General features: G+C 62.7%; 24 protein-coding genes. 11 read left to right on the top strand and 13 right to left on the bottom strand.

The genetic code is table 11. The features are described 5' to 3' along the window. Positions 1 to 18: 18 nt before the first annotated feature. The 3 genes from QNM96_RS10790 to QNM96_RS10780 form a co-directional block, all read right to left on the bottom strand. Complete coding sequence (locus tag QNM96_RS10790) at positions 19 to 996, bottom strand: DUF6293 family protein (protein ID WP_283836266.1); 978 nt, start codon at positions 994 to 996, stop codon at positions 19 to 21. 256 nt (positions 997 to 1,252) lie between these two features. Beyond that, the gene (locus QNM96_RS10785; RefSeq protein WP_283836264.1) at positions 1,253 to 2,728 is read right to left on the bottom strand and encodes a sodium:solute symporter family protein; all 1,476 of its coding nucleotides are present in this window, start codon (positions 2,726 to 2,728) and stop codon (positions 1,253 to 1,255) included. Further along, positions 2,725 to 2,994, bottom strand: a complete 270-nt coding sequence (locus tag QNM96_RS10780) for a DUF3311 domain-containing protein (RefSeq protein ID WP_283836262.1) — start codon at positions 2,992 to 2,994, stop codon at positions 2,725 to 2,727. The genes QNM96_RS10785 and QNM96_RS10780 overlap by 4 nt, the downstream gene beginning before the upstream one ends. Before the next feature lie 178 nt (positions 2,995 to 3,172). Between QNM96_RS10780 and QNM96_RS10775 the strand changes: the two genes are divergently transcribed. Both QNM96_RS10775 and dnaG read left to right on the top strand, forming a co-directional pair. Continuing rightward, a complete protein-coding gene (locus QNM96_RS10775) occupies positions 3,173 to 4,117 on the top strand; it encodes a helix-turn-helix domain-containing protein (protein ID WP_283836261.1) in 945 nt (314 codons plus the stop codon). A gap of 176 nt (positions 4,118 to 4,293) precedes the next feature. After that, entirely contained in the window at positions 4,294 to 5,730 is a 1,437-nt protein-coding gene (dnaG, locus tag QNM96_RS10770; protein WP_283836260.1) for a DNA primase DnaG, read from the top strand. A 36-nt stretch (positions 5,731 to 5,766) separates the two neighbouring features. Here dnaG and QNM96_RS10765 read toward each other — a convergent pair whose 3' ends face one another. Together QNM96_RS10765 and QNM96_RS10760 are read right to left on the bottom strand one after the other, a co-directional pair. After that, complete coding sequence (locus QNM96_RS10765) at positions 5,767 to 7,092, bottom strand: DUF92 domain-containing protein (RefSeq protein WP_283836259.1); 1,326 nt, start codon at positions 7,090 to 7,092, stop codon at positions 5,767 to 5,769. A gap of 174 nt (positions 7,093 to 7,266) precedes the next feature. Next, positions 7,267 to 7,587, bottom strand: coding sequence for a hypothetical protein (locus tag QNM96_RS10760; protein ID WP_283836257.1), 321 nt, complete (start codon positions 7,585 to 7,587; stop codon positions 7,267 to 7,269). A 229-nt stretch (positions 7,588 to 7,816) separates the two neighbouring features. Here QNM96_RS10760 and QNM96_RS10755 point away from each other — a divergent pair, with 229 nt between their 5' ends. Continuing rightward, entirely contained in the window at positions 7,817 to 8,422 is a 606-nt protein-coding gene (locus QNM96_RS10755) for an undecaprenyl diphosphate synthase family protein (RefSeq protein ID WP_283836384.1), read from the top strand. Positions 8,423 to 8,513: 91 nt separating this feature from the next. Here the strand turns inward: QNM96_RS10755 and QNM96_RS10750 are convergent, their stop codons facing one another. Together QNM96_RS10750 and uppS are read right to left on the bottom strand one after the other, a co-directional pair. Continuing rightward, the gene (locus tag QNM96_RS10750) at positions 8,514 to 8,744 is read right to left on the bottom strand and encodes a hypothetical protein (RefSeq protein WP_283836256.1); all 231 of its coding nucleotides are present in this window, start codon (positions 8,742 to 8,744) and stop codon (positions 8,514 to 8,516) included. Between the two features lie 142 nt (positions 8,745 to 8,886). Next, entirely contained in the window at positions 8,887 to 9,828 is a 942-nt protein-coding gene (gene uppS, locus QNM96_RS10745; protein WP_283836254.1) for a polyprenyl diphosphate synthase, read from the bottom strand. Between the two features lie 151 nt (positions 9,829 to 9,979). Between uppS and QNM96_RS10740 the strand changes: the two genes are divergently transcribed. From QNM96_RS10740 to QNM96_RS10710, 7 genes are all read left to right on the top strand, one after another. Then, the gene (locus QNM96_RS10740; protein WP_283836252.1) at positions 9,980 to 10,384 is read left to right on the top strand and encodes a DUF5778 family protein; all 405 of its coding nucleotides are present in this window, start codon (positions 9,980 to 9,982) and stop codon (positions 10,382 to 10,384) included. Positions 10,385 to 10,528: 144 nt separating this feature from the next. Beyond that, positions 10,529 to 11,641: an Lrp/AsnC family transcriptional regulator gene (locus QNM96_RS10735; RefSeq protein ID WP_283836251.1), complete on the top strand. Its 1,113-nt coding sequence runs from the start codon at positions 10,529 to 10,531 to the stop codon at positions 11,639 to 11,641. A 34-nt stretch (positions 11,642 to 11,675) separates the two neighbouring features. Next, entirely contained in the window at positions 11,676 to 12,389 is a 714-nt protein-coding gene (locus tag QNM96_RS10730) for a bifunctional precorrin-2 dehydrogenase/sirohydrochlorin ferrochelatase (protein WP_283836250.1), read from the top strand. Next, positions 12,389 to 13,720: a glutamyl-tRNA reductase gene (hemA, locus tag QNM96_RS10725; protein ID WP_283836249.1), complete on the top strand. Its 1,332-nt coding sequence runs from the start codon at positions 12,389 to 12,391 to the stop codon at positions 13,718 to 13,720. Before QNM96_RS10730 ends, hemA begins: the two co-directional genes overlap by 1 nt. A gap of 64 nt (positions 13,721 to 13,784) precedes the next feature. Beyond that, complete coding sequence (locus QNM96_RS10720) at positions 13,785 to 14,066, top strand: 4a-hydroxytetrahydrobiopterin dehydratase (protein ID WP_283836248.1); 282 nt, start codon at positions 13,785 to 13,787, stop codon at positions 14,064 to 14,066. A gap of 46 nt (positions 14,067 to 14,112) precedes the next feature. After that, complete coding sequence (lwrS, locus tag QNM96_RS10715; RefSeq protein WP_283836247.1) at positions 14,113 to 14,499, top strand: LWR-salt protein; 387 nt, start codon at positions 14,113 to 14,115, stop codon at positions 14,497 to 14,499. Between the two features lie 114 nt (positions 14,500 to 14,613). Next, positions 14,614 to 15,243 carry an HAD family hydrolase gene (locus QNM96_RS10710; protein ID WP_283836245.1) on the top strand — a complete coding sequence of 210 codons (630 nt, stop codon included), beginning with the start codon at positions 14,614 to 14,616 and terminating at the stop codon, positions 15,241 to 15,243. A gap of 48 nt (positions 15,244 to 15,291) precedes the next feature. On the opposite strand, the gene QNM96_RS10705 is transcribed toward QNM96_RS10710, so the two are convergent. From QNM96_RS10705 to QNM96_RS10695, 3 genes are all read right to left on the bottom strand, one after another. After that, positions 15,292 to 15,948 carry a helix-turn-helix domain-containing protein gene (locus tag QNM96_RS10705; RefSeq protein WP_283836243.1) on the bottom strand — a complete coding sequence of 219 codons (657 nt, stop codon included), beginning with the start codon at positions 15,946 to 15,948 and terminating at the stop codon, positions 15,292 to 15,294. A gap of 165 nt (positions 15,949 to 16,113) precedes the next feature. Beyond that, the gene (locus tag QNM96_RS10700) at positions 16,114 to 18,051 is read right to left on the bottom strand and encodes a molybdopterin biosynthesis protein (protein WP_283836241.1); all 1,938 of its coding nucleotides are present in this window, start codon (positions 18,049 to 18,051) and stop codon (positions 16,114 to 16,116) included. Positions 18,052 to 18,117: 66 nt separating this feature from the next. Next, on the bottom strand, positions 18,118 to 19,002 hold the full coding sequence (locus tag QNM96_RS10695) for an alpha/beta hydrolase (protein WP_283836239.1): 885 nt from the start codon (positions 19,000 to 19,002) through the stop codon (positions 18,118 to 18,120). A 64-nt stretch (positions 19,003 to 19,066) separates the two neighbouring features. Here QNM96_RS10695 and QNM96_RS10690 point away from each other — a divergent pair, with 64 nt between their 5' ends. Then, positions 19,067 to 20,221: a serine hydrolase domain-containing protein gene (locus QNM96_RS10690; protein ID WP_283836238.1), complete on the top strand. Its 1,155-nt coding sequence runs from the start codon at positions 19,067 to 19,069 to the stop codon at positions 20,219 to 20,221. A 46-nt stretch (positions 20,222 to 20,267) separates the two neighbouring features. On the opposite strand, the gene QNM96_RS10685 is transcribed toward QNM96_RS10690, so the two are convergent. The 3 genes from QNM96_RS10685 to QNM96_RS10675 all read right to left on the bottom strand — a co-directional run bounded on the left by QNM96_RS10685 (position 20,268) and on the right by QNM96_RS10675 (position 24,286). Beyond that, a complete protein-coding gene (locus tag QNM96_RS10685) occupies positions 20,268 to 21,833 on the bottom strand; it encodes an HTTM domain-containing protein (protein WP_283836236.1) in 1,566 nt (521 codons plus the stop codon). A 292-nt stretch (positions 21,834 to 22,125) separates the two neighbouring features. Then, complete coding sequence (gene glp, locus QNM96_RS10680) at positions 22,126 to 23,397, bottom strand: gephyrin-like molybdotransferase Glp (protein ID WP_283836234.1); 1,272 nt, start codon at positions 23,395 to 23,397, stop codon at positions 22,126 to 22,128. A gap of 85 nt (positions 23,398 to 23,482) precedes the next feature. Then, entirely contained in the window at positions 23,483 to 24,286 is an 804-nt protein-coding gene (locus QNM96_RS10675) for an SDR family oxidoreductase (protein ID WP_283836231.1), read from the bottom strand. Positions 24,287 to 24,337 lie beyond the last annotated feature (51 nt).

Here is a 24,337-nt window from a genome sequence, read left to right as displayed (position 1 = left end):
GTGGGTTGATCGGTCGGTTCAGTCGGACGTGGACACGGGGTCGTTGCCGTCCGAAAGCACCTCGTCGGAGTGTGACCGCACCCACAGCTCCCCGATTCGGGAGAGCCTCGTCCGGTACGATTTGCCGTGCTCCTCGCGCTCGATGTACCCCTTTCCGCCGGGACCGAGCCTGTCAACGTTGTAGATCACTTTCGAGCGGAAACTGTCGGTGTACTCCTCGTTGAGCTCTCGAGCCAGTGATTCGGCCAGTTCCGAGACGGAGTCGAACTCGCCTTCCTCGCCGAGTTTGTACAGGATGAACTCCTCGAAGGGCTTGACATTCGAGAACGACGCGACCGGCAGTTCAACGATGTGCGAGCCGTCGATCTCCTTCGCACCGATCGTCGTTCCGCGCTCGTCGAACTCCGAAAGCAGATCTCGAGCGCTCTCGAGGCGATCCGCGATTCGGTCGGCCTCGACGCCCGTCCCGCTGCCGGCCTGCTGGTCGACGGGTGCTTCGTTATCGGCATCGCCCCCCTCCAGTAGTTTCTCGAGGAGCGACGACTGCCGCCGAAGCTCCTCGGCGAGTTCGGTCTCGAGGTACTTCTCGGGGGCCGTGTAGTAGGTGTGGATCTGTTCGCGTTCCTCCTGGCGCTCGACCATCAGCGAGTGGGCGGCGTTGGCGAAGGCGAAACTCACGGTTCGGGGCATCGCCGCGATGTTCACCCAGACCTCGTTGTCCCGATCCAGTTCGTTCGTGATCAGGTCGTAGGCCTGCTCGAACGCCTCGTCGTAGTCGTAGACGTTTTCGAGCACGAACCGGTTCGTGCTCGCGCCGAGCAAGTTCTCGAAATCGGCCTCGAGCTTTCCCGAGAGGTGTCTCGAGTACTCGACGTTGGCCTCGCTCCCGACCGCCCCCTCGAGTAAGATAACGCGATCGACGTCGATCTGATCGCGAACCAAGGGCGCGATCAGCCGGTCGTAGTCGAAGCCGACCGGAACGATGTGGGTTTGCATACGATACAGTTCGTCGGGGTCTTTATGAATCCCAGCAACTGGAGCGATTCCATCGAGAAACGACACCGGTGGTTCCCGCCCAGTATCGTCCCAGTTTCTCGAGTATTCTCGAAGGGTCACTCTTGGGTTGGACGAGGAGAACAGTACTCGAGAAATCGCTCTCGACATATCCTTCATAGGGTCGGTTATTAGTCATTTCCGGCCATTCACCACCCCGCTCTGGCGACAAACCGGTAAACAGGCACAACCAACCCTATCAGTCCCCTGACAGTCCCTCGAAATACCGCGATCGTCGCTCCTCGACGACCGAGGTGGTCGCCCACGAAACGGTGACGGTTAGCGCGAGGCCGAGGAGCATGCCGACCACGCCAGCCGTCCAACCGGCGTAGGCACCGGGAATGACCGGAACGAACAGACTCGAGAGGTAAAACACCTGACTCCCGACGATTCCGGCGATAAGTCCTGTCCGAGTCGTCCCGCGCCAGTAGAGTGCCACGATAACTGGAAGGGCGAGCTGGGCGAACCCGCCGAAGGCCGCGTCGCCGAGTTCGAACAGCGTCGCGGGGTTGTAAAGACTCGCGAAGAAGGTTGCGACGGCGAAACAGACGACGCCCACGCGGGCGATCAGATCTTCGCGCCGCTCGGAGAGGTCGGCCTCGACGAACGGTCGATAGAGGTCTCGAGTGAAGTACGATGAGCCGGAGAGCAACATCGAATCGGAGGAGGACATCATCGCAGCCATCGCGCCCGCGATGACCAAGGCGGCGAACCAGACCGCGGTGTACTCGCTCAAAATGACGGGAAGAATGTTCCCGCTCTCGCCCATCTCGAGGCCCAGCCCCTGCGCCCAGACGCCGAGCAAGAACGAGGGAACGAACAGCAGAACACAGAGGATCGGCCAGAGCGCGAACGAGCGTTTGATGACCCGCTTGGATCCCGCGACGAAAAAGCGCTGGTTCACCTGCGGGAACATCGCGACGCCGAAACCGATCGTGATCGCCGTCGAGAGCATCCACTGTGGCGTGTAATTAGCGCTTCCAAGCGCGAGGAATTCACTCGTCGCCGGCGAGTTCTGGAGCGTTCCCGTCGCGGTCTCGAGGCCGCCGACGGCGACGAGCACCCAGATGAACGCGATCCAGGTCGTGACAAGCATGAACGCGCCCTGGAGCGTGTCGGTCCAGGCGATGCCGCGAAAGCCCGCGACGACGACGTAGAGGATCATAAACAGGGTGATGAGCCCGGCCCCCGCCGCGTAGGAGACCGCGCCCTCGGTCAGGGCCTCGAGGGCCGTTCCCGCGCCAACCTGCTGGAGCATGACGTACGGAAAGAGCCAGATTAGACTGACGCCGGCGACGAGTCCCCGAAGCTCTCTCGAAGCGAACCGATCGCCGAGCATCTCTCCGAGGGTAACGTAGTCATAGCGCTGGCCGAGCAACCACTGTTTGTAGCCGATGACGTACCAGAGAATCGCGAAGATGATCCCGTCCATCAGCCCCATGACGAGGATCCATTCGGGCCCCCACGCGTAGGCCATGTTGGGACCGGCGAAGAAGGTAAATGCCGAGAGCAACGTCGCGAATGTCGTAAACAGGAGGACGACCGTTCCGACCGTCCGACTCGCCAGATAGAAATCCTCCGCCGTCCGCTCGGTCATCCGGTAGGCGACGAGCCCGATCACGAGCGCGAAAAGCAGATAGCCGACGATGATCCCCAGTTGAATCGAAAGCGTCACGGCGAATCACCGCGCTCCTCGAGGCCCGATTCGGTCCCGTTGGCGGTCTGTATCCCCCCAGCGTCGGTTTCGATCCCGATTCCCCACGCGCGCTTCGTGAAAACCCAGAAGACGAGCGAGGCGAGTAGCATCCACCCAACATGCCACCAGATCCACAGCGGAAGCCCGGCGACGAGTGTCTCCGTCCCCCAGAGAAACCACGGAATCGCGAACATGCAGAGAACGAGCCCCACGATTCCCCACCCGACAAACTCAGCGCGACTCATTTGTGCTCCCTCGAGCAGCGGCGTTGGTAATAGTTTCTATTCGATTTCGGGGATCGAAGAGATATTTTCGTTCAATATCCCGACGCGATTCCGTCGGGTGATTTTCCAAGGTGAAATCGCGTTTTCACGTAGGAAAAGGAGTATAACTGTCGGCGAGAGAACCTAATCTGAACCCACTATGGCCCGGCTGTTCCCCCTTCGATCCGACACGCCTTCGAGCGAGGGGGAACCGCGAGTCGTCGACCTCGAGGACGAGGACGCCGACGCCGTCTTCGGGGCGCTCTCTTCCTCGACGGCCCGGGAGATTTACTCGACGCTGGCCAACGAACCGGGAACGCCGAGCGACATCGCCGAGGCGGTCGACTCCTCGATTCAGAACGTTCGCTACCACCTCGAGAAGCTCGAAGACGCGGGCCTCGTCGAAGTCGTCGACACCTGGTACTCCTCTCGCGGCAACGAAATGAGCGTCTACGCGACGGCCGACGGACCACTAATCGTCACGAGCGACGAGTCGACGGCGTCGAAGTTACGAACCGCCCTCTCGAGGTTTCTCGGCGGCGTCGGCGCGCTCGCCGCCGGCAGTTTGCTCGTCCAGTACGGCCTCCAGCAGTACGTCGGATCGGGACTCCAACAGGACGAGGCGGCACCCGCTACCGGAGATACCGGCGACGGCGTTGGGGCCGGAGACGATGGAGAAACCGACGACGGAAGTGACGGTGGAGCCGGCGACGGGGACGACGGGTCGACTGACGATGCTGTCGGAGACGACGAGGAACAGGACGAGGGCGGAACCGACGACGCGGAATCCGAGGATATCGCCATTCAACAGGACGAATCCGACGACCCGGACGAAACCGACGACCGAACTGATGACGACAACGCGACAACAGCGGATGAGGGAGACGACGCGGCTCCCTCGGAAGACAGCGATGCCGACAAGTACGGCGGCGAGGACATCAACGGTTCCGACGACGGCGGTATACTGGCGGACGTGTTCGGAGAAAACCCCGCCGAGACGACGGAAGCGATACTCTCGAGCGTTCCGCCGGGACTGCTCTTTTTCCTCGGCGGCGTCTCCGTGCTGACGGTCGTGACGGCGTACTGGTACTGGTCGGCTTACTGAAGTACACAACGTGTACCAAATTCTAACGGAACGGAAAGTTTGTGGGAGAATAACACGGATAGGCGACCAGACGTAGGCTGTGACTCGAGGTCAACAACTATTTGCCATTGTCGGACATAATTTCAGGTAACGAGTCTCCGAGTCTCCGAACAGGTCTCTCGCGGGGCGGATCTCCAATGGAAGACACGTCGAAATATCTCATCCACGCGGACGTCACGGCCGAAGGAGTCGTCGAGCGCAGCGATGTCGTCGGTGCGATCTTCGGACAAACCGAAGGACTTCTCGGCGACGAACTCGACCTCCGCGACCTCAGGCAATCGCAGAAGGTCGGTCGCATAGACGTCGAAATCGCGAGCACGAACGGCCAATCACACGGGACGCTGACGATCGCGACCAGCCTCGATAAGGTCGAAACCGCGACGCTCGCCGCGTCGCTCGAGACGATCACCCGAATCGGCCCGTGTCGAGCCTCACTCGAGATCACCGGGATCGAAGACGTTCGGGCGGCCAAGCGAAACGAGGTCGTCGACCGGGCGAAAGAACTGCTGAGAACGGGCTTCGACGACTCCGTGATGACCTCCGACGAAATCCTCACGGAGGTCCGCCAGCACGTCCGCGTCGAGGACGTCACCGAATACGAGGGATTGCCAGCCGGCCCGAGAGTAACGGACAGCGACGCGATTATCGTCGTCGAGGGCCGTTCTGACGTCCTCACACTCCTCAAATACGGCATCAAAAACGCGATCGCAGTCGAAGGAACGAACATCCCGGACCCGATTGCGGAACTCACGCACCACCGGACCGTCACAGCCTTTCTTGACGGCGACCGCGGCGGCGACCTCATCCTCGAGGAACTCGCACAGGTCGGGGAAGTCGACTTCGTCACCTTCGCACCGGCCGAGAAATCGGTTGAGGATCTCGACCACCACCAGCTGTTCGCGGCGCTGCGGAACAAGGTCCCCTACGAAACCATCTCGGAACTGAACGAACCGCAGGAGGCCGTCGCCGCGACCGACGGCAGCGCGAAGCCGTCACCGCCGGTGACGAGCACGACCGAGACGGCACCGCTCGAGGACACCGTCGAGCGAGCGAAGAACTCGAGTCGACAAGCCGGCTCTTCCAGCGGTGTCGAATCCAAGAGCGGAATCGAGACGGCTTCGCCAGCACCCAGACACACCGACCCAACAGCAAACGACGGATCGGTCACAGGAGACGCCACAGCGGAGGATCCCGAGACGGTAACGGGAGACGCGTCCGTTGGTCCGGATCACTCGAGTGAGACGAAACCGGCTGGCGACCCGAGAACCGTCTACGAGCACGCAAACGAGGTTATTCGCGAAGGGACTGACGGCGTTCGGTTCCTCGGCGAAGACGGAACGATTCTCGAGGACGAGGCCGCGAGCGAGGCCGACGAAGCGCTGGAACGCCTCGAGGACGACCCTGCGACGATCGTTCTCGACGGGATTCTCGGACAACGGCTCCTCGATATCGCAACCGACGCAGGAGTCGATCGAATCGTCGCTCGCTCACTCGGACAGTTCACGAAGCGACCGACCGCAGTCCGTATCCACGCGATCGACGAAATCGCCGACGAACCGCCGGAGCAAGCGTAGACAAGCAGTCCGTTCGAACGGAATCGAGTCTCGTTTTCAGCCGAGGATCGCCAACGACAATACGAGCAGCGCACAGAGGATCGCTCCGGAGAGCGTCGCCAGGAAATTCACGCCTTGATTGCCCAGCGACGACCCCTCGAGCGTCGCACCCAGAATACTGTCGACGATCATGCCGACGAATCCCGCAGTCGCGATGATCGCCGCACCGGCGAGGCCCACTTCGGCGAAAAAGGCATAAGACAGTATTGCGACGATGGTCGCACCACCGAACCCGGCCACAGTTCCCTGCCAAGTGAGACCGCCATCGGTTCCGGGGTCGACCGGCTCGAGCGTCGTGATTAACAACGGTTTATCGAACACGCTCCCGACCTCGCTCGAGAGCGTATCGCTCATCGCGGCCGCGACCGATCCCGCGAAGGCGAAGAGAAACAATTCGGGTTCGCGGGGTATCATGCCGGCCGAGCTCGCCGCGTAGGCGAGAACTGCGACCAGTCCCACGGCGGCGTTACCGAGCACGTTCCCGCTCCCTCGCGCACCGTCGTTCTCTTCGGCGACGCCGCGAGTTTCTTTCTCGTCGTAGCGGAACTTCGTCGAAAGCCCGCCGATCGCAAAGAAGGAAATGAGGACGACGAACCAGCCGTACCCACCGAGAACGATCGTCAGCAGGCCGAGCAAGACGCCGGTCAGCATTCCTGCGATCGAGGCCGTCTCGAGCGCATACGAAACGTACCCGAGTGCGATCGTCACCGCGAGCGCGGCGAGGATCTCGACCGGTCCGATCGTCGTCTCGAGTTCGGCGAGCAACCAGAGGAGCAACCCTACCGAGAGCATGATAACCGGGTCGTCGTACAACAGGAGGACGTCTCGCAAGAGGGCGGCGAGCAGGGCGCCGCTGGCGGCCAGAAAGAGGACAGCCGGCAGTGCGGACTCCAGCGAGTTATCGATGATCGAAAGCGTGGCGATCTGGCCGACCACGCCTGCGACGGCGCCGCCGACGCAGAACGCGGCGACGGAGCGGACCCCGTGATCGAGCCTGCGGCGAGCGAGTCGCTCCGCGAGGTTCCCGTAGCCGACGAGGAAGATCGTTCCCACAAGCACGGAAACGGGCATCGAGAACGCCGTGGTAAAGAAGCCGAGAATGCCGGCGCCGAAGACGAACGCGATGACGCCGTAGAGGCGGCCATCTTCGTAGTCGTCAGGGTACGCGAGGAGATCGAAGAGCCGGCCGTCGGTGACGATGAGCGCGCCCAGAATCAGTACTGACGCGAGAAGGAGCGCGGATTCCGGCCCGAAGAGTGGAAGGACGAGCGAAAGCGTCGAGAGCACTGCGAATGCGCCAGCTCGCCAGACGGGTGCTGTCACGGTACCCGATCCTTTCTGTGGGGTTTACTTTAAGCTTCCCGAACCGATACAGACGGTGAAATAAACTAGTAGAGGAGCTGTGCTTCGACTTTCCGAGGAATATCACGAAACGGTTTTCGGGTGTGGTACCGCAGAGAATCCGTATCTGCGCTCCGGCAAACGGGCGAGTACGGACTATTCGGCCGACACATGTCGCCGAAGGGATGTCGGGAACTCCCCCTCGGCGACAAGATAGAGCCCGAAACCGAGTACGGTCAACAGGGCAAGCGAGCCGGTGAAAACAAGTGAGCCGGCGAGGAGACTCTCGGTGAACGCGGAGACGATACTCGAACCGAGAAAGACCCCGAGTGGCAGTGAAACGAGCAAAACGGCGACTACGACGACGGCTCGGAACACCGTCCCGATCAGGGTCTCACTTTCACGGTTGTAATACGAAAGGAAGGCGATGTACCCGCCGATTGCAACTGTCACGAGGAGGATGTACGAAAGGACCATACCGGGACAGGATGCTCGAATGACATAATGGTTTCGAGCGGACGGAATTCTATCCGAACGGACGCGTTCTCTCCGAGTGAACGCAGTTCTACCCGAATTGACGCGGTCTTGTCGGAAAATACAAGTACAGGTCCGAACGCAGTGTCTCGTCCGTCAACGGGGGCCAAGCGCGAGTCGAGACGTGAAGGATCCCGAAACGGGTATGGGTCTCGCAGAAAAACCAACGGCCGTGGGACTGTACGAACGGTACCTGACGCACAGGATCGGTCGCTACGAGGCCGACGGCCCCGACCACGTCGCGCTCGTCATCACGGAGCGCGACCTCCTCGAGGAGGGTGCCTACGAGACGCTCACCGACTTCTTCGGGTGGGCGTTCGAGTACGCCGAGCGCGTGACGGTCTACGTCAGCGTCCTCGACGCGGCGGCAGTGCCAACGCTTCGCAGCGATCTCGAGACGGTCGAGACACCCCGCGAAAGCGCAGTTCGCGGGCCGGACGACGAGACGCCGGCGGACGCGCCGATTCAGATCGGGATCGGGCTCGGCGGCAAACACGAGTTTACCAGCGCCATTCGGACCCTCGCGACCAGCGTCGACGAAGGAGACCTCGAGCCCGAAGAGATCGACGACGAGGCGGTTGAAGAACACCTAATCTTCCCTTCCGAACCCGACCTCGTCATCAAGACCGGAGCCGAACGGCTCTCGGATTTCATGATCTGGCAGTCGGTCTACTCGGAACTGTACTTTACTGATGTCAACTGGCGAGATTTCCGAAAACGGGACTTCCTTCGTGCTGTCCGAGAGTTTTGCAATCGGTCGCGCCGGTTCGGGGAGTAGGCGCTCGAATCGTCCGTCGTCGATCCTCGTGAAACACGTCGATTCGAGAGTTACTATCGAGCCCGTGGGTTCGAAACGCAGTAGCAGGCGTTCAGTTCCTCGACCTCGAGTCAGGGTCGAGATCAACGTACGAGCGAAACGTCAACACGACGCCGATAGTTACCGACGTGAACGATCCCGCGATCAAGACGAAGTCGGCGGTTTCGTACTGATCGGCGGCGTCACTCGGGTGCTGTAAGACGCCGGTTGCGAGGAGGTATCCCAGCCCGGCGACGCCGAGAAAAATTGCCGCGAGTCCGATCGCGAATAGTCGGCGATCCATCCTACCAGACCATTTCGGGTGTTGGTGATTCAACGTTTCGAATCGTCGCACCAAAAACCGATCTTCCGGACGAACCGAAAACAGTATTCTTCGAAACCAAACACGCGACGATGCAAATCGGTGCGCTTCGATTCACGTTCTGCTAGTCCGCTGCCTGTCGTCCCGTCTCGAGGCCCTCGAGATCCTCATCGTCTCCCTCCTCGGGCTGTTCGCCGGTCGGAAGCGAATCTCGGAAGCGGTCGACGACCGATTTCGCTTCCGAGAGTTCGGGTTCGCTGACCGCGCCCAGCAGTGCCAGCGCACGACGGGCACGGGTGCGACGCCAGGAAGCCTCGCGGTGTTCGTAGGTGCGGATCCCTCGAAGGAAATCGGGTTTCGAGAACTCCGGCCAGTAGGGCGTACAGAAGAAAACCGCGGCTTCGTTGCCGTTGGCGTGCCACGGCAGGAAGTTCGAGGTCCGCTCGTCGCCGCCGGTTCTGATAATCAGGTCGACGTCCCTGACGGAGCTATCGTAGAGTCGCGATTCGATCGTCTCGACGTCGATCGATTCGGGCTCGAGGTCTCCTTCGTCGACGTCTCGAGCGACGCTCCGGGCGGCACAGAGCAGTTCCGAACGGCCGCCATACGCCAGCGCGATGTTGAGAACAAACGAGTCGTAACCGCGGGTCCGATCCTCGGCATAGTCGATGGCCTCCCGAACCCGACCCGGGAGCCGGTCGACGTCGCCGATAACACGGATGCAAACCTCGTTTTCGTGAACGCGGTCGGCGTCGGCGAACTCGTGGAGTTTCTCACAAAGGAGATTGAACAGCTCCTCGTTTTCCTCGTCGGGACGGTTGAAGTTCTCCGTCGAAAACGTATAGAGGGTGAGCTCCTCGACGCCGATATCCTGACACCACTCAAGGACCTGTTCGGTCGTTTCCGCGCCAGCACGGTGCCCGTCGGGTGCGTCGCCGCCATGGCGTCGCGCGTAGCGTCTATTGCCGTCTTGAATAACGGCGACGTGAGTCGGCGCACCGGAGATTTCTCGAGAAAGAAGCTGCTCGTAGGCCCAGTCGACGCGTCGGCGAAGCCACCGCTTCATCACCTATCGTAACGGGTCCGATCACTATGTGTCTTGTGTGGTAGTTGGAACCAATGATATGTGTGGAAACAATTATATAAGGCGGGCGGTTGCGACGTCTCCGATCGTTGAACCGTGACGGCTATGAGTCCCCGGAGGCTCGTCTCCGTCAATGCCAGATGCGATCGACGACGACCTCTACCAGCGGACGAAGGCACTGATCGAGCCCGGCGACATCGAACTCAACGCGACTGTCGTCCATACCGAGTACGACGGGCAAGAAGACGTAAAGATGATGCAAGCGACGATCGACGTCGGTGACATCATCGCCGAGCGCGCGGGCCACGACCCGACCGACTGCTACGTCTACTCGGGGAACGACGACACCGACTTCTCCTCGAACCAGCATCAGGGACTGACCCTCGAGGACGAGGAGTTCGTCTGGGAGTGCCAGCAACTCCTCCGAAACGGGAGCTTCGATATCGTCATCTACTACGAAGCGAGCGCGGATCACGAGGCGATCCTCGAGGACGTGCGCGAGCTCGGCTTCGACGCGACCGGCGTCGAAGGCGAGTAGCTACCGGGCATAAAACACCAGTAGCGACTCGACTTCAACGCCAGATTTCGTCGTTTTCGACCGTTCGGTCCGTTTTCATGTGTGGCTCGTAGCCGAACACGCGGTCCCGATTCGCTTATGTGACGCGACTCCTGACGAACCAGTATGAACGCGGCTTCGGGCGTCGATCTGTCGGAACGCGAGCGAGCGGTCGTCAACGCCTTTCAGGGCGGGTTTCCGGTCATGGAACGACCGTTCGAACCGGCCGCGAGCGCGATGGGTGAACGAGGCGTCGATATCACCGCGGGCGAACTTCTCGAGACGATCGCGGATCTCGACGAGCGCGGCGTGCTCTCGCGGTTCGGACCGTTGGTCAACGCCCAAGAGATTGGCGGCGCGGCGACGCTGGTCGCCATGCACGCCCCAGAAGATCGGTTCGAAGAGGTCGTCGAGGCCGTCAACGATCACCGCGAAGTCGCCCACAACTACCGACGCGAGCATCCGCATCTCAACGTGTGGTTCGTCGTCAGCGTCGCTGACGAGGACCGTGTGGAGGAGGTGCTCTCCGAAATCGAAGCCGAAACCGAGCAGGAGACCTACAACCTCCCGAAACAACAGGAGTTCCGCGTCGAAGCGAAGTTCTACGTCGACGGGCCGTTCGGCTCGAGTGCAGACGGCTCGGGCGAGACAGCCGCAAACACCGCATCCGCCGGCGTCGACTGTTCCGATCTCGGCCCGGACGTTACGCCAGCCGACCGGGACACGCTCTCGCCGGACGAACGGGATCTGCTCCTCGAGGTGCAAGACGGCCTGCCGCTTACGGAGACGCCCTACGCGGATGTGGCCGAAACCATCGGTCAGGAGACGGGCTGGGTCCTCGAGACCGTCAAACGGTTCGATCTCGAGGGGAAGATACGCCGAATCGGCGTGGTTCCGAACCACTACAAACTGGGTTACACGGAAAACGGGATGACTGTCTGGGACGTTCCCGACGATCTCGTTTCGACCGTCGGTCCCGAAGTCGCCGGCCTGTCGTTCGTCACTCACTGTTACGAACGGCCGCGCCACGACGACGTCTGGCCGTACAACTTCTTCGCGATGACCCACGGTCGAAGCGAAGCGGAGAGCCAGCGACGGATCGAACAGGTCAGGGAGACGATGAACGAACACTGGGCGGTCGAGGAAGACGACTGGGATTCCCTGTTCTCGACGGAGATCCTCAAGAAGACCGGCATTCGGTTGGCCGAACGCGCCGACGCGAACACGACGACTCAGTAGGGAAGGCGCGAAGACAGTTTCAACTCACATATCGATGATTCCACTGCTACACGACTTTACGAACGCTCCCGTGCTCGTCTTCGGCGGTGGACCCGTCGGAGCGCGCAAATCACGCCGGTTCGCCAGAGAAGCAGACGTTACCGTCGTGAGTCCCGAATTCGTCGACGAATCGTTCGGTAGCTCGGACGAAGAGGGCGACGACGAAACAGCGAACCTCAGCGATGCGGAAACCGTGGGAAGCGTCGAACTGGTCCGCGCCGCACCGGAACCCGAAGCGGTCGAGGAGTGGATCAAGCGAGTCGATCCGGCGCTGGTCGTCGCCGCGACCGATGACGAGGCGGTCAACGAAGCCGCCGTCGAGGCGGCTCGCGACCGAGGCGTCCTCGTCAACCGCGCGGATCGGTCCGGCGAGCGAGCACCCGGAAGCGTGGTTGTCCCCGCGACGGTTCGAGACGATCAGGTCGTCGTCTCGATTTCGACGGGTGGAACCGCACCCGTCCTGAGCAAGTATCTCCGGCAAGAACTCGAAGGGACGCTCGAGGGCGCAAGCGAGATGGCGACCGTCCTCGGCGAGTTGCGAACGGAACTCAAAGATCGGGAGGTTCCAGCCGACCGACGACGAACCATCGTCTCGAACGTCGTCAATTCTTCGTCCACTTGGACAGCTTTACGTACTGGCACTTCGAACTATGGGCAAGTGATTGAGGACGTGCTGGACGAGGAATATGCGACAGAAGGTGAGCCGTGATGATGCCAGCAGGTGTCGTCACCGGCGCGCGAGTAACCCACGAAAGCGGGACCGTTGACGATCTCGCAACGGCAAGTCCCGAGAGCCAACGCTCCAGTGTCGCCGAGTTTCTCTCGATACCGGAGGTCGAAGAGGCGATCGTCCTCTCGACGTGTAACCGCGTCGAGGCCTACGTCGTCACGGGAGACAGCGCGGTCGGCCAGGCGGTACTCGAGGAATTCTTCAACGAGACCGACGAGGACGCACTCGTCAGAACGGACCACGAGGACAGTCTCAAACACCTGCTTCGAGTCGCGACGGGGCTCGAGTCGGTCGTCCTCGGCGAGGATCAGATCATCGGACAGGTTCGAACGGCCTACGAGGACGCCCGGACCGCCGGCGGCATCGGTCCCCTGCTCGAGATGGCCGTCACGAAGGCGATCCACGTCGGCGAACGCGCAAGGACGGAGACGAAGATCAACGAAGGCGTCGTCTCGATGGGGTCGGCGGCGGCCAGACTCGCGACCAGAGAACGGTCGCTGGAGGGAACGACGGGGCTCGTCATCGGTGCCGGCGAGATGGGGCAACTCGCCGCCCGAAGTCTCGCAGAAACCGGCATCGAGGAGCTCGTCGTCGCGAACCGAACCGTTTCCCACGCAGAGCATCTGGTCGAGGAGTTCGACATCGACGGACGTGCCGTCCCCCTCCATTCGCTCGAGACGGTCACCGAACAGGCGACCGTCATCGTCACCGCAACCAGTAGCGACGATCCACTACTCGAGCAACGGCATCTCGGTGATCGAGAGCAGATCGTCGTCGACCTCGGACAGCCACGCGACGTCCGCCCGAACGCGGGCGCACTCGAGTCGGTGACGGTCTTCGATCTCGACGACCTCGAGACCGTTACCGAACGAACCCGCGGCCAGCGCGCCGAGGCCGCCTCGAAGGTCGAAGCGATGATCGAGCGAGAGTTCGACCACCTTCGGAGTCAGTACAAGCGAGCGCGGGCGGACGACGTCATCGGGACGATGTACGAGTCCGCAGAGCGGATCAAGGCCCGCGAACTCGAGACGGCCATCTCGAGGCTCGAGGACGACCGCGGAGAGGGGTTGAGCGACGATCAGCGCGAAGTCGTCGAGTCGATGGCCGACTCGCTGGTGAGTCAACTGCTCGCGCCGCCGACCAAGAGCCTACGAGCAGCCGCCGAGGAGGACGACTGGCGCACGATCAACACCGCATTAGAGCTGTTCGATCCGGACTTTGGATCGGACGAGCGAGAACGCGGTGAGACACCGGATTCGCTGTTCGGGAACGCATCCCCCAAAGCGATCGGTGCAACGGACGACGACTAAGCGGTTTCTCTGCCGGTCGCCGGGTTGGCACAATCATTATTTTACTGCGTTCCGTTCGACCAATATGGCAGATCTCTTGTCCGACGACGAAATCAACGAGGAACTTCCCGAGGAGTGGGATCGCGAGGGCGACGAAATCGTCCGCGTCTACGAGTTCGACGACTACCTCGACGGCGTCAACGCCGCCCAGATGGTCGGCGAAATCGCCGAGTCGCAGTTTCACCACCCCGAGATCATCATCAGGTACGAAGAGCTCGAGGTGCGGCTGACGAGCCACGAGGAGGGCGGAATCACGGACGCGGACATCGAGATGGCCGAGCTGATCGAATCCGAGCAATCGGCGTGAGTTGGTCGAGGAGACGGCCACTGCAATTCGGACCGAGAATCCACAGATGAACGCCCGCTACGTCTTCCGCGTTCGACTCCGCCTCGAGCCCGACCGGCCCGACGTTTCCCTCGAGCCGGCGACGGTCGAGACCGTGCTTTCGCTTGAGGCACCCGAACCGGGAACCGACGGCTGGCGCTTTTTTCGAGACACGCTCTGGCGCGGCGAACTGTCGGACCAGCAGTACGGACGCCAACTCGCCGAGGAGTGGCTCGAGCAACCGGTCGACGTCGAGGAGGTCGACTTTCGCGAACTGCAGACCGACGAGGCGTACTTCGAGGCGCTAAAAGAGGAAATCGCGACCGATCTCGAAGCGTTCAACGCCGAGAACGTCTCGGAAGTCCTTTCGAAGTACCTCGGCTCGAGCATCCGCGTCGTAGGAAACGGTTCGTAGCCGCGCGAGATGCGGGTACACTAGTTCACTGCTATCGAACGGTCACGTGAGTTTCCCGACCAGTCCGTGCGGGCGACAAACTCTTACTCGAGAGTCTCGTAAGACACCGTCCAGATGGTCTCCGAATACGATTTCTGGCTCCTCGATCTCGATGGGACGCTGGTCGACGTGGAGTGGTCTTACACCCGCGACGTTTTCGATCGCGTCGGCGATAGCATCGGCCGCGAGTTTTCGGACAAAGAGGCGGACATTATCTGGAGCGGGCTCACCGGCTCGCGCGATCGACAGCTGCTGGAGTGGGGGATCGAACCGACGGCGTTCTGGAAGGCGTTCCACGCCGAGGAAGATCCGCTCGTCCGAGCCGAACAAACTTACCTCCACGAGGATGCCGAGTTCGTCGCCGAACTCGAGGAGCCGGTGGGACTGGTCACGCACTGTCAGGAGTTTCTCGCCGAACCGGTCCTTGAGCACGTGGGGATCGCGGACTGGTTCGATACGACGCTCTGTTGTACAGAACAGACGGGATGGAAGCCGGACCCGACGCCGGTCGAGCGGGTGATGAACGATCTCGGCGTCGCGAAAAACGGACATGCGGGCGTTCTCGCGGGCGACGGAGCGAACGACGTGGGCGCGGCCTGGAACGCCGGCCTCGACGCCATCCACGTCGAGCGCGTCGGTCACGATCGGCGCGGGCGGTGCGTGCTGGGCGATTACCGAGTCCAGTCGTTCGACGAACTGTTTTGATCACTCAAGCGGTGTTCGTGGTCGGGATCCGCCGTCGAATCCCCCCGGTTACTGGTTCGAGGTCGGGGGTTCGCCCGCGGGCTGAAGCTCCTCGTTGACCAGCGTCTCGTAGGCTCGCCGCAGTCGTTCGGAGAGCGCCTGATGAGAGATATCCAGCGTCGCGGCGAGTTCTTCCATTGAGATCTGGCGAGGGATCTCGAAGTAGCCCTCCTCGAGTGCGGCCTCGAGCGCCTCCTGTTGTTCGGGCGTGAGTCGCGTGTCCCGGGTCGTTTCGGAGGTGACGTCGGATACCCGGCGCAAATCGGCGGAAACGTCCTCCTCGAGGAGTCGATCCCTGATCGTCCAGAGCTCGTCCCGATCCTGCACGCGGACCCTGGCTTGCCACCACCCGTCGACCCCCCAGACTGCCAGTAGCGAGCAACTCGCCTCGAGGAACTCGTCGGAGAGGATAGGTGTCGTCCCGGCGAAGGTGACGTCGTAGAGGAGTCGGTCCCCCGCCGCGACGAGGTGCTCGAACCGTTCGACCGCCGGATCGGTGTCGAACGACGCTTCGATATTCTCGGGATCGGCCCCGATAACCCACAAACAGGGACGATTCTGCGAGACGGATGACTCGAGTTCGAAGCGAACGTCGGGGACTCGTTCGAACGTGGTTGCGAGCATCGTCTCCGTCGCTGGGAAACGGAACTCGGCAATCGTCGACATCACTACTGGTACAGCAGAGAGCGGTAAAACTCCTATTCCGAACTGACTGACAGTCTTCCCGAGTGGTTTCCAACGATGCCGTGAACGACAGCGAACGCGGACTGTTCAGACGAGAGGTGTCGTTCGACAGCTGTCGAATCCGTAATCAAGCAGTTCAAATCAACTTCACTCCTCGAGGCGCTCGACGAGTGCGCGGACGCCGGGTTTTTCGAGCCGATCCGGATCGCCCAGCACGCGAACGGGTTGGTCGCCGAGGGAGACGAACTCGAGATCGAGGTGCTCGGCCGTCTCGCGAAGGCCGACGGCGGCGTCCGCCGAACCGGCGATGACGCGTCGAGCCGGACTCTCGTGTGCTCGGAGTCCGAGATCGAATCCGTCGATCGCCTCGGTGAGTTCGCCTCGCGACGCGTCGCGTTCGTCGGCGAGGTCGTCGATCGCGCGCTCGAGACTCGTCCGAAGCCCCGAGTCAGTCGTCCGATTGACGAAACTGAGATCGCGATCGACGAGATCCGCCAGTCCCTCGATCTCTCGCGGATTGCCCGGTTCGACGATCAGGCCCCACTCGCGAGTCCAGCGGCCGAGTTCGGACGCGTCGACGTCTCGCTCAAGCGGTCCGGCGACGACGGCGAAATCCGGAACGCCGTTTCGAAGCCGCCTGAGGCCCGGTCGCGTCCCGACTGGGAGATATCGGGGATTCTCGAGGTCGTCGAGCAGGCGATTGAGCGACGGGTCGTCTTCGCCGACGCCCAACAGCGTCGGCGGTTGAACGTCCGGCGAAAAGAGCTGGACCGTGACGGATTCGCCGGCCTCGAGGTAATCCATGTCCGCCGGGACCTCGACGACGCCGTCGGCTTCGGAGAGGCTCGTCGTCGCGCCGCTTCCCTTGTCGACTGGATAGACGAGGCGCTCGCCGTCACCGTTGGTCGTGACGCCGACGGGCATGAGTCGGAGTCGACCCTGTTCGGAGCGCTCTTCCGTTGCCATGGCTCCCGAGACGGTTGCGCTCGCGGGCTCCGGAACGCCCGCTGCCTCCCGGATCGCCGGCGCGACGAACGTTCGAAAGACCATCATCGCGGAGACGGGATAACCGGGGAGGCCGACGTAGGCCGATTCACCTTCGGACGGGTTCGACCCACCTTCCGAGTCGCCAGAGCGCGGTCCGGCGTCCGCGAGTCGGCCCACGAGCATCGGTTTGCCGGGTTTGACGCCGACGCCGTGCAAGAGAAGTTCGCCCTGTTCTTCGATGACGCGGTAGATGACGTCGACGGCGCTCGCGCTCGTCGAGCCGGAGGAGAGGACGAGGTCGCACTCGGCAGCGGCCTCGCGAAGCACGCGCTCCATCTCCTTTTGGTCGTCGCCGGCGTGGGGGTAGAGAACGGGTTCCCCACCGGCGTCTTCGACACCCGCGGCGACGGTGTAGCTGTTCACGTCGTAGATCTCTCCACGAGCGCTCTCGACGCTTTCGCCCGGCCTGACGAGTTCGTCGCCGGTCGAGACGATGCCGACTCGAGGCTTCGCCCGAACCGGGACTTCCTCGCGACCGAGCGCGGAGAGGAGGCCGATATCCCGCGGCGTCAGTCGCGTTCTGGGCCCGAGCGCCCGTTCGCCCGCGGCGACGTCCGCGCCGGCGAACATCACGTTATCGCCGGGTGCGACGCTCGTTCGGACGAGTACCTCGGAAGCGGTATCCGCAGTATCGCCGTCGTCGCCGCCAACCCCCGCACCCGCCTCGTCCGTCCGCTCGACGGGAACCATCGTGTCGGCACCCTCGGGCATCACCGCACCGGTCGAGATTTCGACGGCTTCGCCCTCACCGACCGTCACGTCGGGTTCCTCGCCCGCGTGTACCGTCCCGACGAGATCCAGACGTGCCGGATCGGCCTCATCCGCGCCGAACGTGTCCCTCGCCCGAAGCGCGTAGCCGTCCATGTTCGACCGATCGAAGCCTGGAACGTCGAGTTCGGCGTCGATCCGTGCGAGGAGCACGCGGCCGCGAGCCTCCTCGAGCGGTACCCGTTCGACGCCGCCCTCGAGCGATAGCGAATCGATGGCCTCGCGCGCCGCTGCTGGCGACGCGAGGTCGCGAAATTCCTTGCGGTCCATAGCGGGTGTTTGGTCTCGGGGGCTAAAAACGTCGGTCGATTGCAGCTCCTGTCTGGAGTATCTCACTCACCGGTCAAAATGCTCGAGGAGCAACGCCGTCACCGCCTCCGGCTCCTCGTGAGGAACCCAGTGGCCGATATCGGGGAACCGCTCGAGACGGCCGTCGTCGCAGTAGGCGATGCTCTCGGGAGCCATCTCGGGCTCGAGTGCGAAGTCCTGTTCTCCCCACACGATAAGCGTCGGAGCGGAGACGATCTCGCGAGGCGGCGAGGCGGCGTGACGGACCGCGGCGCGGTACCAGTTGATCGTCGCCGTCAGCGCGCCCGGTTGGCTCCACGCGGCGCGATAGCGCTCGAGATCTTCGTCGGTGAACGTTCCCGGCGACGCGTTCGAGCGCAACGCTCGCACGAAGTATTCGAAGTTGTTCCGGCTACTGGACCACTCGGGAATCCGCGGGAGCTGGAAGTAAAAGACGTACCAACTCTTCCGTAGCTGGGAGGGGTTTCGCAGGATGTGATGCCGGAGGACGGACGGATGGGGAACGTTGACGATCCCGAGGCGATCCACGGTTGACGGGTAGCGAAGCGCGAGTTCCCAGGCGACCGACGCGCCCCAGTCGTGGCCGACGACGTGGGCCGAGTCGCGGCCCTCGCTGTGGATCAGTTCCACGACGTCGCGGGCGAGTTCGCTCTTTCTGTACGCCCGGACCCCGTCGGGTTTCTCGCTCAGGTTGTAGCCGCGCTGGTCCGGAACGAGCACGCGATACCCCGCCTCGACCAGCGGCTCGATCTGCTCGCGCCAGCTGTAGAAGAACTCGGGGAAGCCGTGGAGCAAGACGACCAGTGGATCGGATTCGTCGCCTGCGGCGACGACGTGTAGTCGAACGCCGTTTACGTCGCGATACGTCGATTCGGCGGTCGGAGCGGACAGAAGTGAGGCGTCAGTGTGCATAGGCGAGTCGGTACCGGATATCTTGGATAGGAATAGTTATGAAATTGCCAGTTGAGTCGATGATATGTCTCGATTGAGCGAGGGGGATCGACAGCGGATCGGGGAACTCTTCGACAGACAGCTCGAGGTCGGCCTTCACCACGGCGCACAGTGTGCGGTGTACGTCGACGGCCGACTCGAGATCGACCTCGCAGGCGGAGTGATGGGACTGAACAAGGACGACGCCTGCGACGTAGACGTCGAGCCGACGACGCCGGAAACGCGCCACGTCCTGTTCTCGTGTACGAAACCGTACGCGGCGACGGCGTTGCACGCCCTCGTCGACGACGGCGAACTCGAGTACGACGACCCCGTCGTCGATCACTGGCCGTCGTTCGCCGAGGAGGGTTCGGCGAAGGCGACGATAACCGTCCGGCAGATCCTCAGCCATACGGCGGGGCTCCCCTACGGCGAAATCGATCAGCGTCCCGACCTCTGGGGCGACTGGGACGCCGTCATCGAAATGCTCGAGGAGATGGAACCGATCTTCACTCCCGGAACACAGCCGGCTTACCACTCGCTAACCTTCGGCTGGCTCGTCGGCGAACTCGTCAGGAGAGTCTCTGGTCGGCCGATCGAGGCCGTCGCTGCCGATCGGGTCTTCGAACCGCTCGAGATGGACGACACCGGGATCGGGCTCCGGGACGACGAGGACGATCCAGTCGCGACGCTCACCGGATTCGCGCCGTTCGATAGCTGTCGCGAACTCGAGGAAGGACTGGGCAACCACGCCGAAGTCGCGGAGTCGTTCAACGACGAGGCGATCCATCGATCCGTGATCCCCGCCGCGAACGGGATCGGCACGGCTCGGGACATGGCTCGTTTCTACGCCTGCCTCGCGAACGGCGGCGAACTCGACGGAACACGCGTCCTCGAGCCAGACAGCGTCGAGGCGATGACGACACTCTGGGCCGCGACGGACGAGGACGGCACGCTTCACCGGCCATCGCGGTACGGCCTCGGCGTCTGGAAGGGCGGAACCAGTGCGGATCCGTTCGGGTCGCTCACGCCGTCGCGCGTGTTCGGCCACGCGGGGCTTGGCAGTAGCGTCGGCTGGGCCGACCCGGAGCGAAACGTCGCCTTCTCATACGTGACAAACGGCGTCCGAGAGGAAACCTACGAACACATCACTCGAGTGAGCACGCTCGCGGACGCGGTTCGATTAGCGCTCGAGCAGTGACCGATCGGACCAACGGATTTTCGAGCCAACCGGTCGTGGAACCCGACTAACACTCCCTCTCGATGACGGTGAGTTGCCCCGTATCCTCGTACTCGCCGTCGATCGGACTGGGCTGATAGAACCGGTACACCGTCACCGCTTCGACCGACTCGTCGTGATTCGCGTTGGCCTCTTCGCACGCCCACTCGGCATAACTTCGGGAGATCACGCCGTTCGAATCACCCTGTCCGGAGTCGCGAACTGATTCCATGAACTTCCGATCGCGGAAGGTATCGTACTCCTGCGAAGCGTCCGGCGGGCGATCGGCGGTGACGTTTCCACCCCCGAACGCGTCGACCTGCGAGCCGGACTCGAGTTCCGCTTCGACGCTGTACCAGCTGTAGGCTTCCGACGGATTCGGCGAGTACAATCCCCAGTGTTGTTCGTTGAGGTAACTCGAGTCGAGTTCGTCCGGCACGTCGTGTCCCGTCACGTAGGTCGTCCCGTACAGCAGTATCGACGCGAGAACGATAACGCCGAGGACGGTCAGCAACGCGCCGCTGTACGCGCGGACGAACGACGTTTTGGACTCGTACCCACGCCGGTCGAGCGCGTCGAGAACGCGGCGCTCGACGGGCGGTCGGCCGAGCGGCCCGAGCTGTGACGCGGACGGTCGCCGGTCCGTCAGCGCGGCAGGTGCCAGACGGGAGAGGGTCTCCCAGAACGGGGCCGTGAGAAACGGGAGCATGGTTGCCGACAGGACAAACGGGAACAGCCCGACCGACATCGTAGTCACCATCCCCGTGAACGCACCCATATAGACGAGCGCGAAAAACGCCCGGAGCCGCCCGTCGGTCAGGAGAAGGAAAACGACGGACCCGGCGAGCAAACCGACCCAAATCCAGTTGAGTACCTCGAGGAGTCCGGGATACGAGACGAGGTAGTTGCCCAGAAATACGGTCATCACGTCGTTCGAGAGCGCGATCTGGACCGCTTCGCCCTCGTACCAGGTGTCCCCTTCGTACTTGAGCACCGCGTTCTGCGAGAGCACCATCAGCGGCTGGATGAGGAGCGCGGCGGTTCCGAAGCTAAGGGCGGTCGACCGGGCCGAACCGCGACGAAGCGCGTCGATCGACCACCGCTCACCCAGCGGCGTCAGGAGCGCGACCAGCAACATGACCCGGAGCAGTCGGTCCGCGCCGTTGAGAATCGTCGGGTTTCGCGCCTGCAACGAGAGCAAGAGAAGCAACGAGACGACGCCGACCAGCCTCGTCCGATAGCCGAGCACGAACGCGATGGCGAACACCCCTGCGATACCGAACAGCAGCTGTTGCACCCACAGCTCCCCCGACATCGCATGAAGCGAAAAGTCGATGACCTGCCCGTAGGTCCCCTCGTAGGCCGCGAGGGGATAGGCCCCGTCGTCGGTGTAAAACCGCTCTATGTTTCCGGCACGGTAGAGCAGGTCGCCCAGAAGAATGAGCCCGAGCGAAATTCGAAGGGCGGCGAGTGCGCGCGTATCGATCGAGAACCGAGATCGAATCCGCCGGCGAACCGGCTCGAGGTGGGTGAGAAATCGCTGGTACCGTTCAGTATTCGGCCCGATCTGTCCCAACTTCGACGCGACGCCCATGTTAGGCGCTCCCGGTAGACGCGGCCGAGTGGCTCCACGTCGATTGTGTGCAGGCTACTCCGTTCAACGGCTCGATCATTCGTGGAATCTGATCGTTTCTGTGTCCGACTCTGAAATAAGTTTTGTGTGTAGCAGAGTACACAGACAATCCTCGAGAACCGTCGCTCGGGAGGTTTCTGACGCTATTCCCCCAACCGACCGTATCAGAGAGGGCTGCAGACAGTTATCGCGCGCAGGCAGACGGCGGCCTTCCAAACGTCGTGTCGTTCGAGCGCGAGACGGCTCGCGTGGGTTACTCCCAGCGCTGTACCGCGACGGTTTCGCCCGCCGGAATCCCCTCGCGGTCGTCGTCGACGACGACCCATCCGTCCGCGAGCGAGACGCTCGAGAGCACGCCCGAGCCGCTGGCTCTCGTCGGCACTGCGTCGAAATCCGGTTCGTTCTTGGAAGCGGTATCCGCCGCGTCGTCCGCGTCGCGTTCCTCGAGTGTGACCCGCGCGAAGGTCCGCGTCGCGGGTTCGCTGGGAATCTTGCGATCGAGTCGGGCCATCGTCGTCGGGTGGGGTTCGGGTTCGGTGCCCTCGAGCCAGCGCATCACCGGACGCAGGAACTGGACGGCGTTGACGATACAGGCGACAGGATAGCCCGGCAGGGCGAGAACGGGGGTCTCTTCGACGACGCCGAGACAGACCGGGTGGCCGGGTTTGAGCCCGACGCCGTGGACGATGACCTCACCGATGTCGTCGATGACCTCCGGGATCAGGTCGCGTTCGCCGACCGACGAGCCGCCGGACGTGACGACGACGTCTTTGGTCAGATCCCGTTCGATGGCGGCCCGGAGCGCGTCGTGATCGTCGGTCACGATGTTTCGATAGGTCGCTCGTCCGCCCCAGTCTTCGACCAACCTCGAGACAGTAAGACCGTTGGTTTCGATGACCTCTCCGGGGTCGGGATCGTGCTGGACGAGTTCCTCGCCCGTTGGGATGACGCCCACTCGAGGTTCCTTGGCGACCAGGACGCGCGCGAGTCCGACGGATTTGAGCAGGCCCAGATCCGACGGCCTGAGGCGGTGTCCCGGTTCGTAGAGCACCTGTCCCGATTCGACGTCTTCGCCCACCGGCGCGACGTTTTCCCCTTCGGCGACCGCGTCGGCGACCTCGAGTTCGCTCGAGGAGTCGAACTCTTCGACGTGTTCGATCATCACGACGGCGTCGCTCCCCTCCGGGATCGAACTCCCGGTGTGGACTCGGACGGCGGTCTCGGGGGTGACAGACTCGTCGTCGGCGATCCGGAGAACGGCGGGAGACCGGTCGCTGGCTCCGAACGTGTCCGCCGCGCGGACCGCGTAGCCGTCCATCGCCGCGCGCTGGTAGTGCGGGACGTTTCGCGACGCCGTCACCGATTGGGCGATTACGCGTCCGCTGGCCTGTTCAATGGGGAGCGCTTCGGTATCGGGTTCGCGCTCGTCGAACTCGAGAGCGTCTTTCAAAACGGTGCGCGCCTCGTCAACGGGCGTGCGTACCTTGAACCCCGCTTCGGTTCGCTCGTGGTCGGCACCTTTCATACTCGAAAACGCGCGGGCGGAGGGGAAAAACGTGCGGGACCGTCGCGGTCGCGTTTCGTGGGGCTATCGAGGTCTCGAAAACACCCTAACTCCGGAGCAAGCCGCCGTCGATCGGGATCTCAGCTCCGTTGACGTAACTTGCACGCGGACTCGAGAGATACGCGACGGTCTCGCCGAGTTCCTCGGGTTGACCGATTCGGTCCATCGGGATTTCATCGGAGAGATCGGCGAGTCCCGCCTCGTAGTCCTCGTAGGTTCCTCGCTCGATTCCGGTTTCGATCAGCTCCTCGATTCGGGGCGTCTCTATGGTCCCCGGAAGCACGGCGTTGGCCCTGATTTCGGGTGCGAACTCTCGAGAAACAGTTTTGATGAGTCCGATGACGCCCCGGCGAACCGCGTTCGAGAGGAGGAGCCCGTCCGCGACCTCCTGGACCGTCCGCGACGTGATCGAGGTGATCGTGCCGTATTCGGACTCGAGCAGGTGCGGGTGTGCCTCCTCGATCGTCCAGACGACGCTCATCACGAGCAGGTCGTAGGCCTGATACCACTCTCTCTGTTCGGTCTCGAGGAACGTCGTGCTCGGCGGGCCGCCAGAAGAGGTTACCAGGTGGTCGAGCCCGCCGAACGCGTCGACGGTCTCCTCAACCAGATCGGCGATGTCTTCGGGTACCGTGAGATCGGCCTGCACCGCGAGGACGTCTCCGGACGCTCCATCTGCGGACTCGCGGGCGTCCTCGATCGACTTTTTGGCGCTCTCGAGTTTCTCCTCGGTGCGGCCGCAGATAGCGACGTTCGCTCCCGCTTCGGCCAGTGCCGTCGCGCTCGCGAGCCCGAGACCGCTCGAGGATGCCGTTACCAGTGCCGCGTTACCGTCTACGTCCAGATCCATGCGGGGGCAAACGAGGTGGGAGGACAAAGGCTTCAGGGAAGCCGACCGAGC

Source organism: Halostagnicola sp. A-GB9-2 (assembly GCF_030068615.1).
Classification (GTDB): domain Archaea; phylum Halobacteriota; class Halobacteria; order Halobacteriales; family Natrialbaceae; genus Halostagnicola.
Note: the sequence above shows the minus strand (reverse complement) of the source record. Positions and strands in the feature narration are given on the sequence as shown.

Excerpts from the sequence above, each read along its gene's own strand:
- QNM96_RS10790 (WP_283836266.1), bottom strand. The coding sequence starts at position 996 with ATGCAAACCCACATCGTTCCGGTCGGCTTCGACTACGACCGGCTGATC.
- QNM96_RS10780 (WP_283836262.1), bottom strand. The coding sequence starts at position 2,994 with ATGAGTCGCGCTGAGTTTGTCGGGTGGGGAATCGTGGGGCTCGTTCTC.
- QNM96_RS10775 (WP_283836261.1), top strand. The coding sequence starts at position 3,173 with ATGGCCCGGCTGTTCCCCCTTCGATCCGACACGCCTTCGAGCGAGGGG.
- dnaG (WP_283836260.1), top strand. The coding sequence starts at position 4,294 with ATGGAAGACACGTCGAAATATCTCATCCACGCGGACGTCACGGCCGAA.
- QNM96_RS10760 (WP_283836257.1), bottom strand. The coding sequence starts at position 7,587 with ATGGTCCTTTCGTACATCCTCCTCGTGACAGTTGCAATCGGCGGGTAC.
- QNM96_RS10750 (WP_283836256.1), bottom strand. The coding sequence starts at position 8,744 with ATGGATCGCCGACTATTCGCGATCGGACTCGCGGCAATTTTTCTCGGC.
- uppS (WP_283836254.1), bottom strand. The coding sequence starts at position 9,828 with ATGAAGCGGTGGCTTCGCCGACGCGTCGACTGGGCCTACGAGCAGCTT.
- QNM96_RS10740 (WP_283836252.1), top strand. The coding sequence starts at position 9,980 with ATGCCAGATGCGATCGACGACGACCTCTACCAGCGGACGAAGGCACTG.
- QNM96_RS10735 (WP_283836251.1), top strand. The coding sequence starts at position 10,529 with ATGAACGCGGCTTCGGGCGTCGATCTGTCGGAACGCGAGCGAGCGGTC.
- QNM96_RS10730 (WP_283836250.1), top strand. The coding sequence starts at position 11,676 with ATGATTCCACTGCTACACGACTTTACGAACGCTCCCGTGCTCGTCTTC.
- hemA (WP_283836249.1), top strand. The coding sequence starts at position 12,389 with ATGATGCCAGCAGGTGTCGTCACCGGCGCGCGAGTAACCCACGAAAGC.
- QNM96_RS10720 (WP_283836248.1), top strand. The coding sequence starts at position 13,785 with ATGGCAGATCTCTTGTCCGACGACGAAATCAACGAGGAACTTCCCGAG.
- lwrS (WP_283836247.1), top strand. The coding sequence starts at position 14,113 with ATGAACGCCCGCTACGTCTTCCGCGTTCGACTCCGCCTCGAGCCCGAC.
- QNM96_RS10710 (WP_283836245.1), top strand. The coding sequence starts at position 14,614 with ATGGTCTCCGAATACGATTTCTGGCTCCTCGATCTCGATGGGACGCTG.
- QNM96_RS10705 (WP_283836243.1), bottom strand. The coding sequence starts at position 15,948 with ATGTCGACGATTGCCGAGTTCCGTTTCCCAGCGACGGAGACGATGCTC.
- QNM96_RS10700 (WP_283836241.1), bottom strand. The coding sequence starts at position 18,051 with ATGGACCGCAAGGAATTTCGCGACCTCGCGTCGCCAGCAGCGGCGCGC.
- QNM96_RS10695 (WP_283836239.1), bottom strand. The coding sequence starts at position 19,002 with ATGCACACTGACGCCTCACTTCTGTCCGCTCCGACCGCCGAATCGACG.
- QNM96_RS10690 (WP_283836238.1), top strand. The coding sequence starts at position 19,067 with ATGTCTCGATTGAGCGAGGGGGATCGACAGCGGATCGGGGAACTCTTC.
- QNM96_RS10685 (WP_283836236.1), bottom strand. The coding sequence starts at position 21,833 with ATGGGCGTCGCGTCGAAGTTGGGACAGATCGGGCCGAATACTGAACGG.
- glp (WP_283836234.1), bottom strand. The coding sequence starts at position 23,397 with ATGAAAGGTGCCGACCACGAGCGAACCGAAGCGGGGTTCAAGGTACGC.
- QNM96_RS10675 (WP_283836231.1), bottom strand. The coding sequence starts at position 24,286 with ATGGATCTGGACGTAGACGGTAACGCGGCACTGGTAACGGCATCCTCG.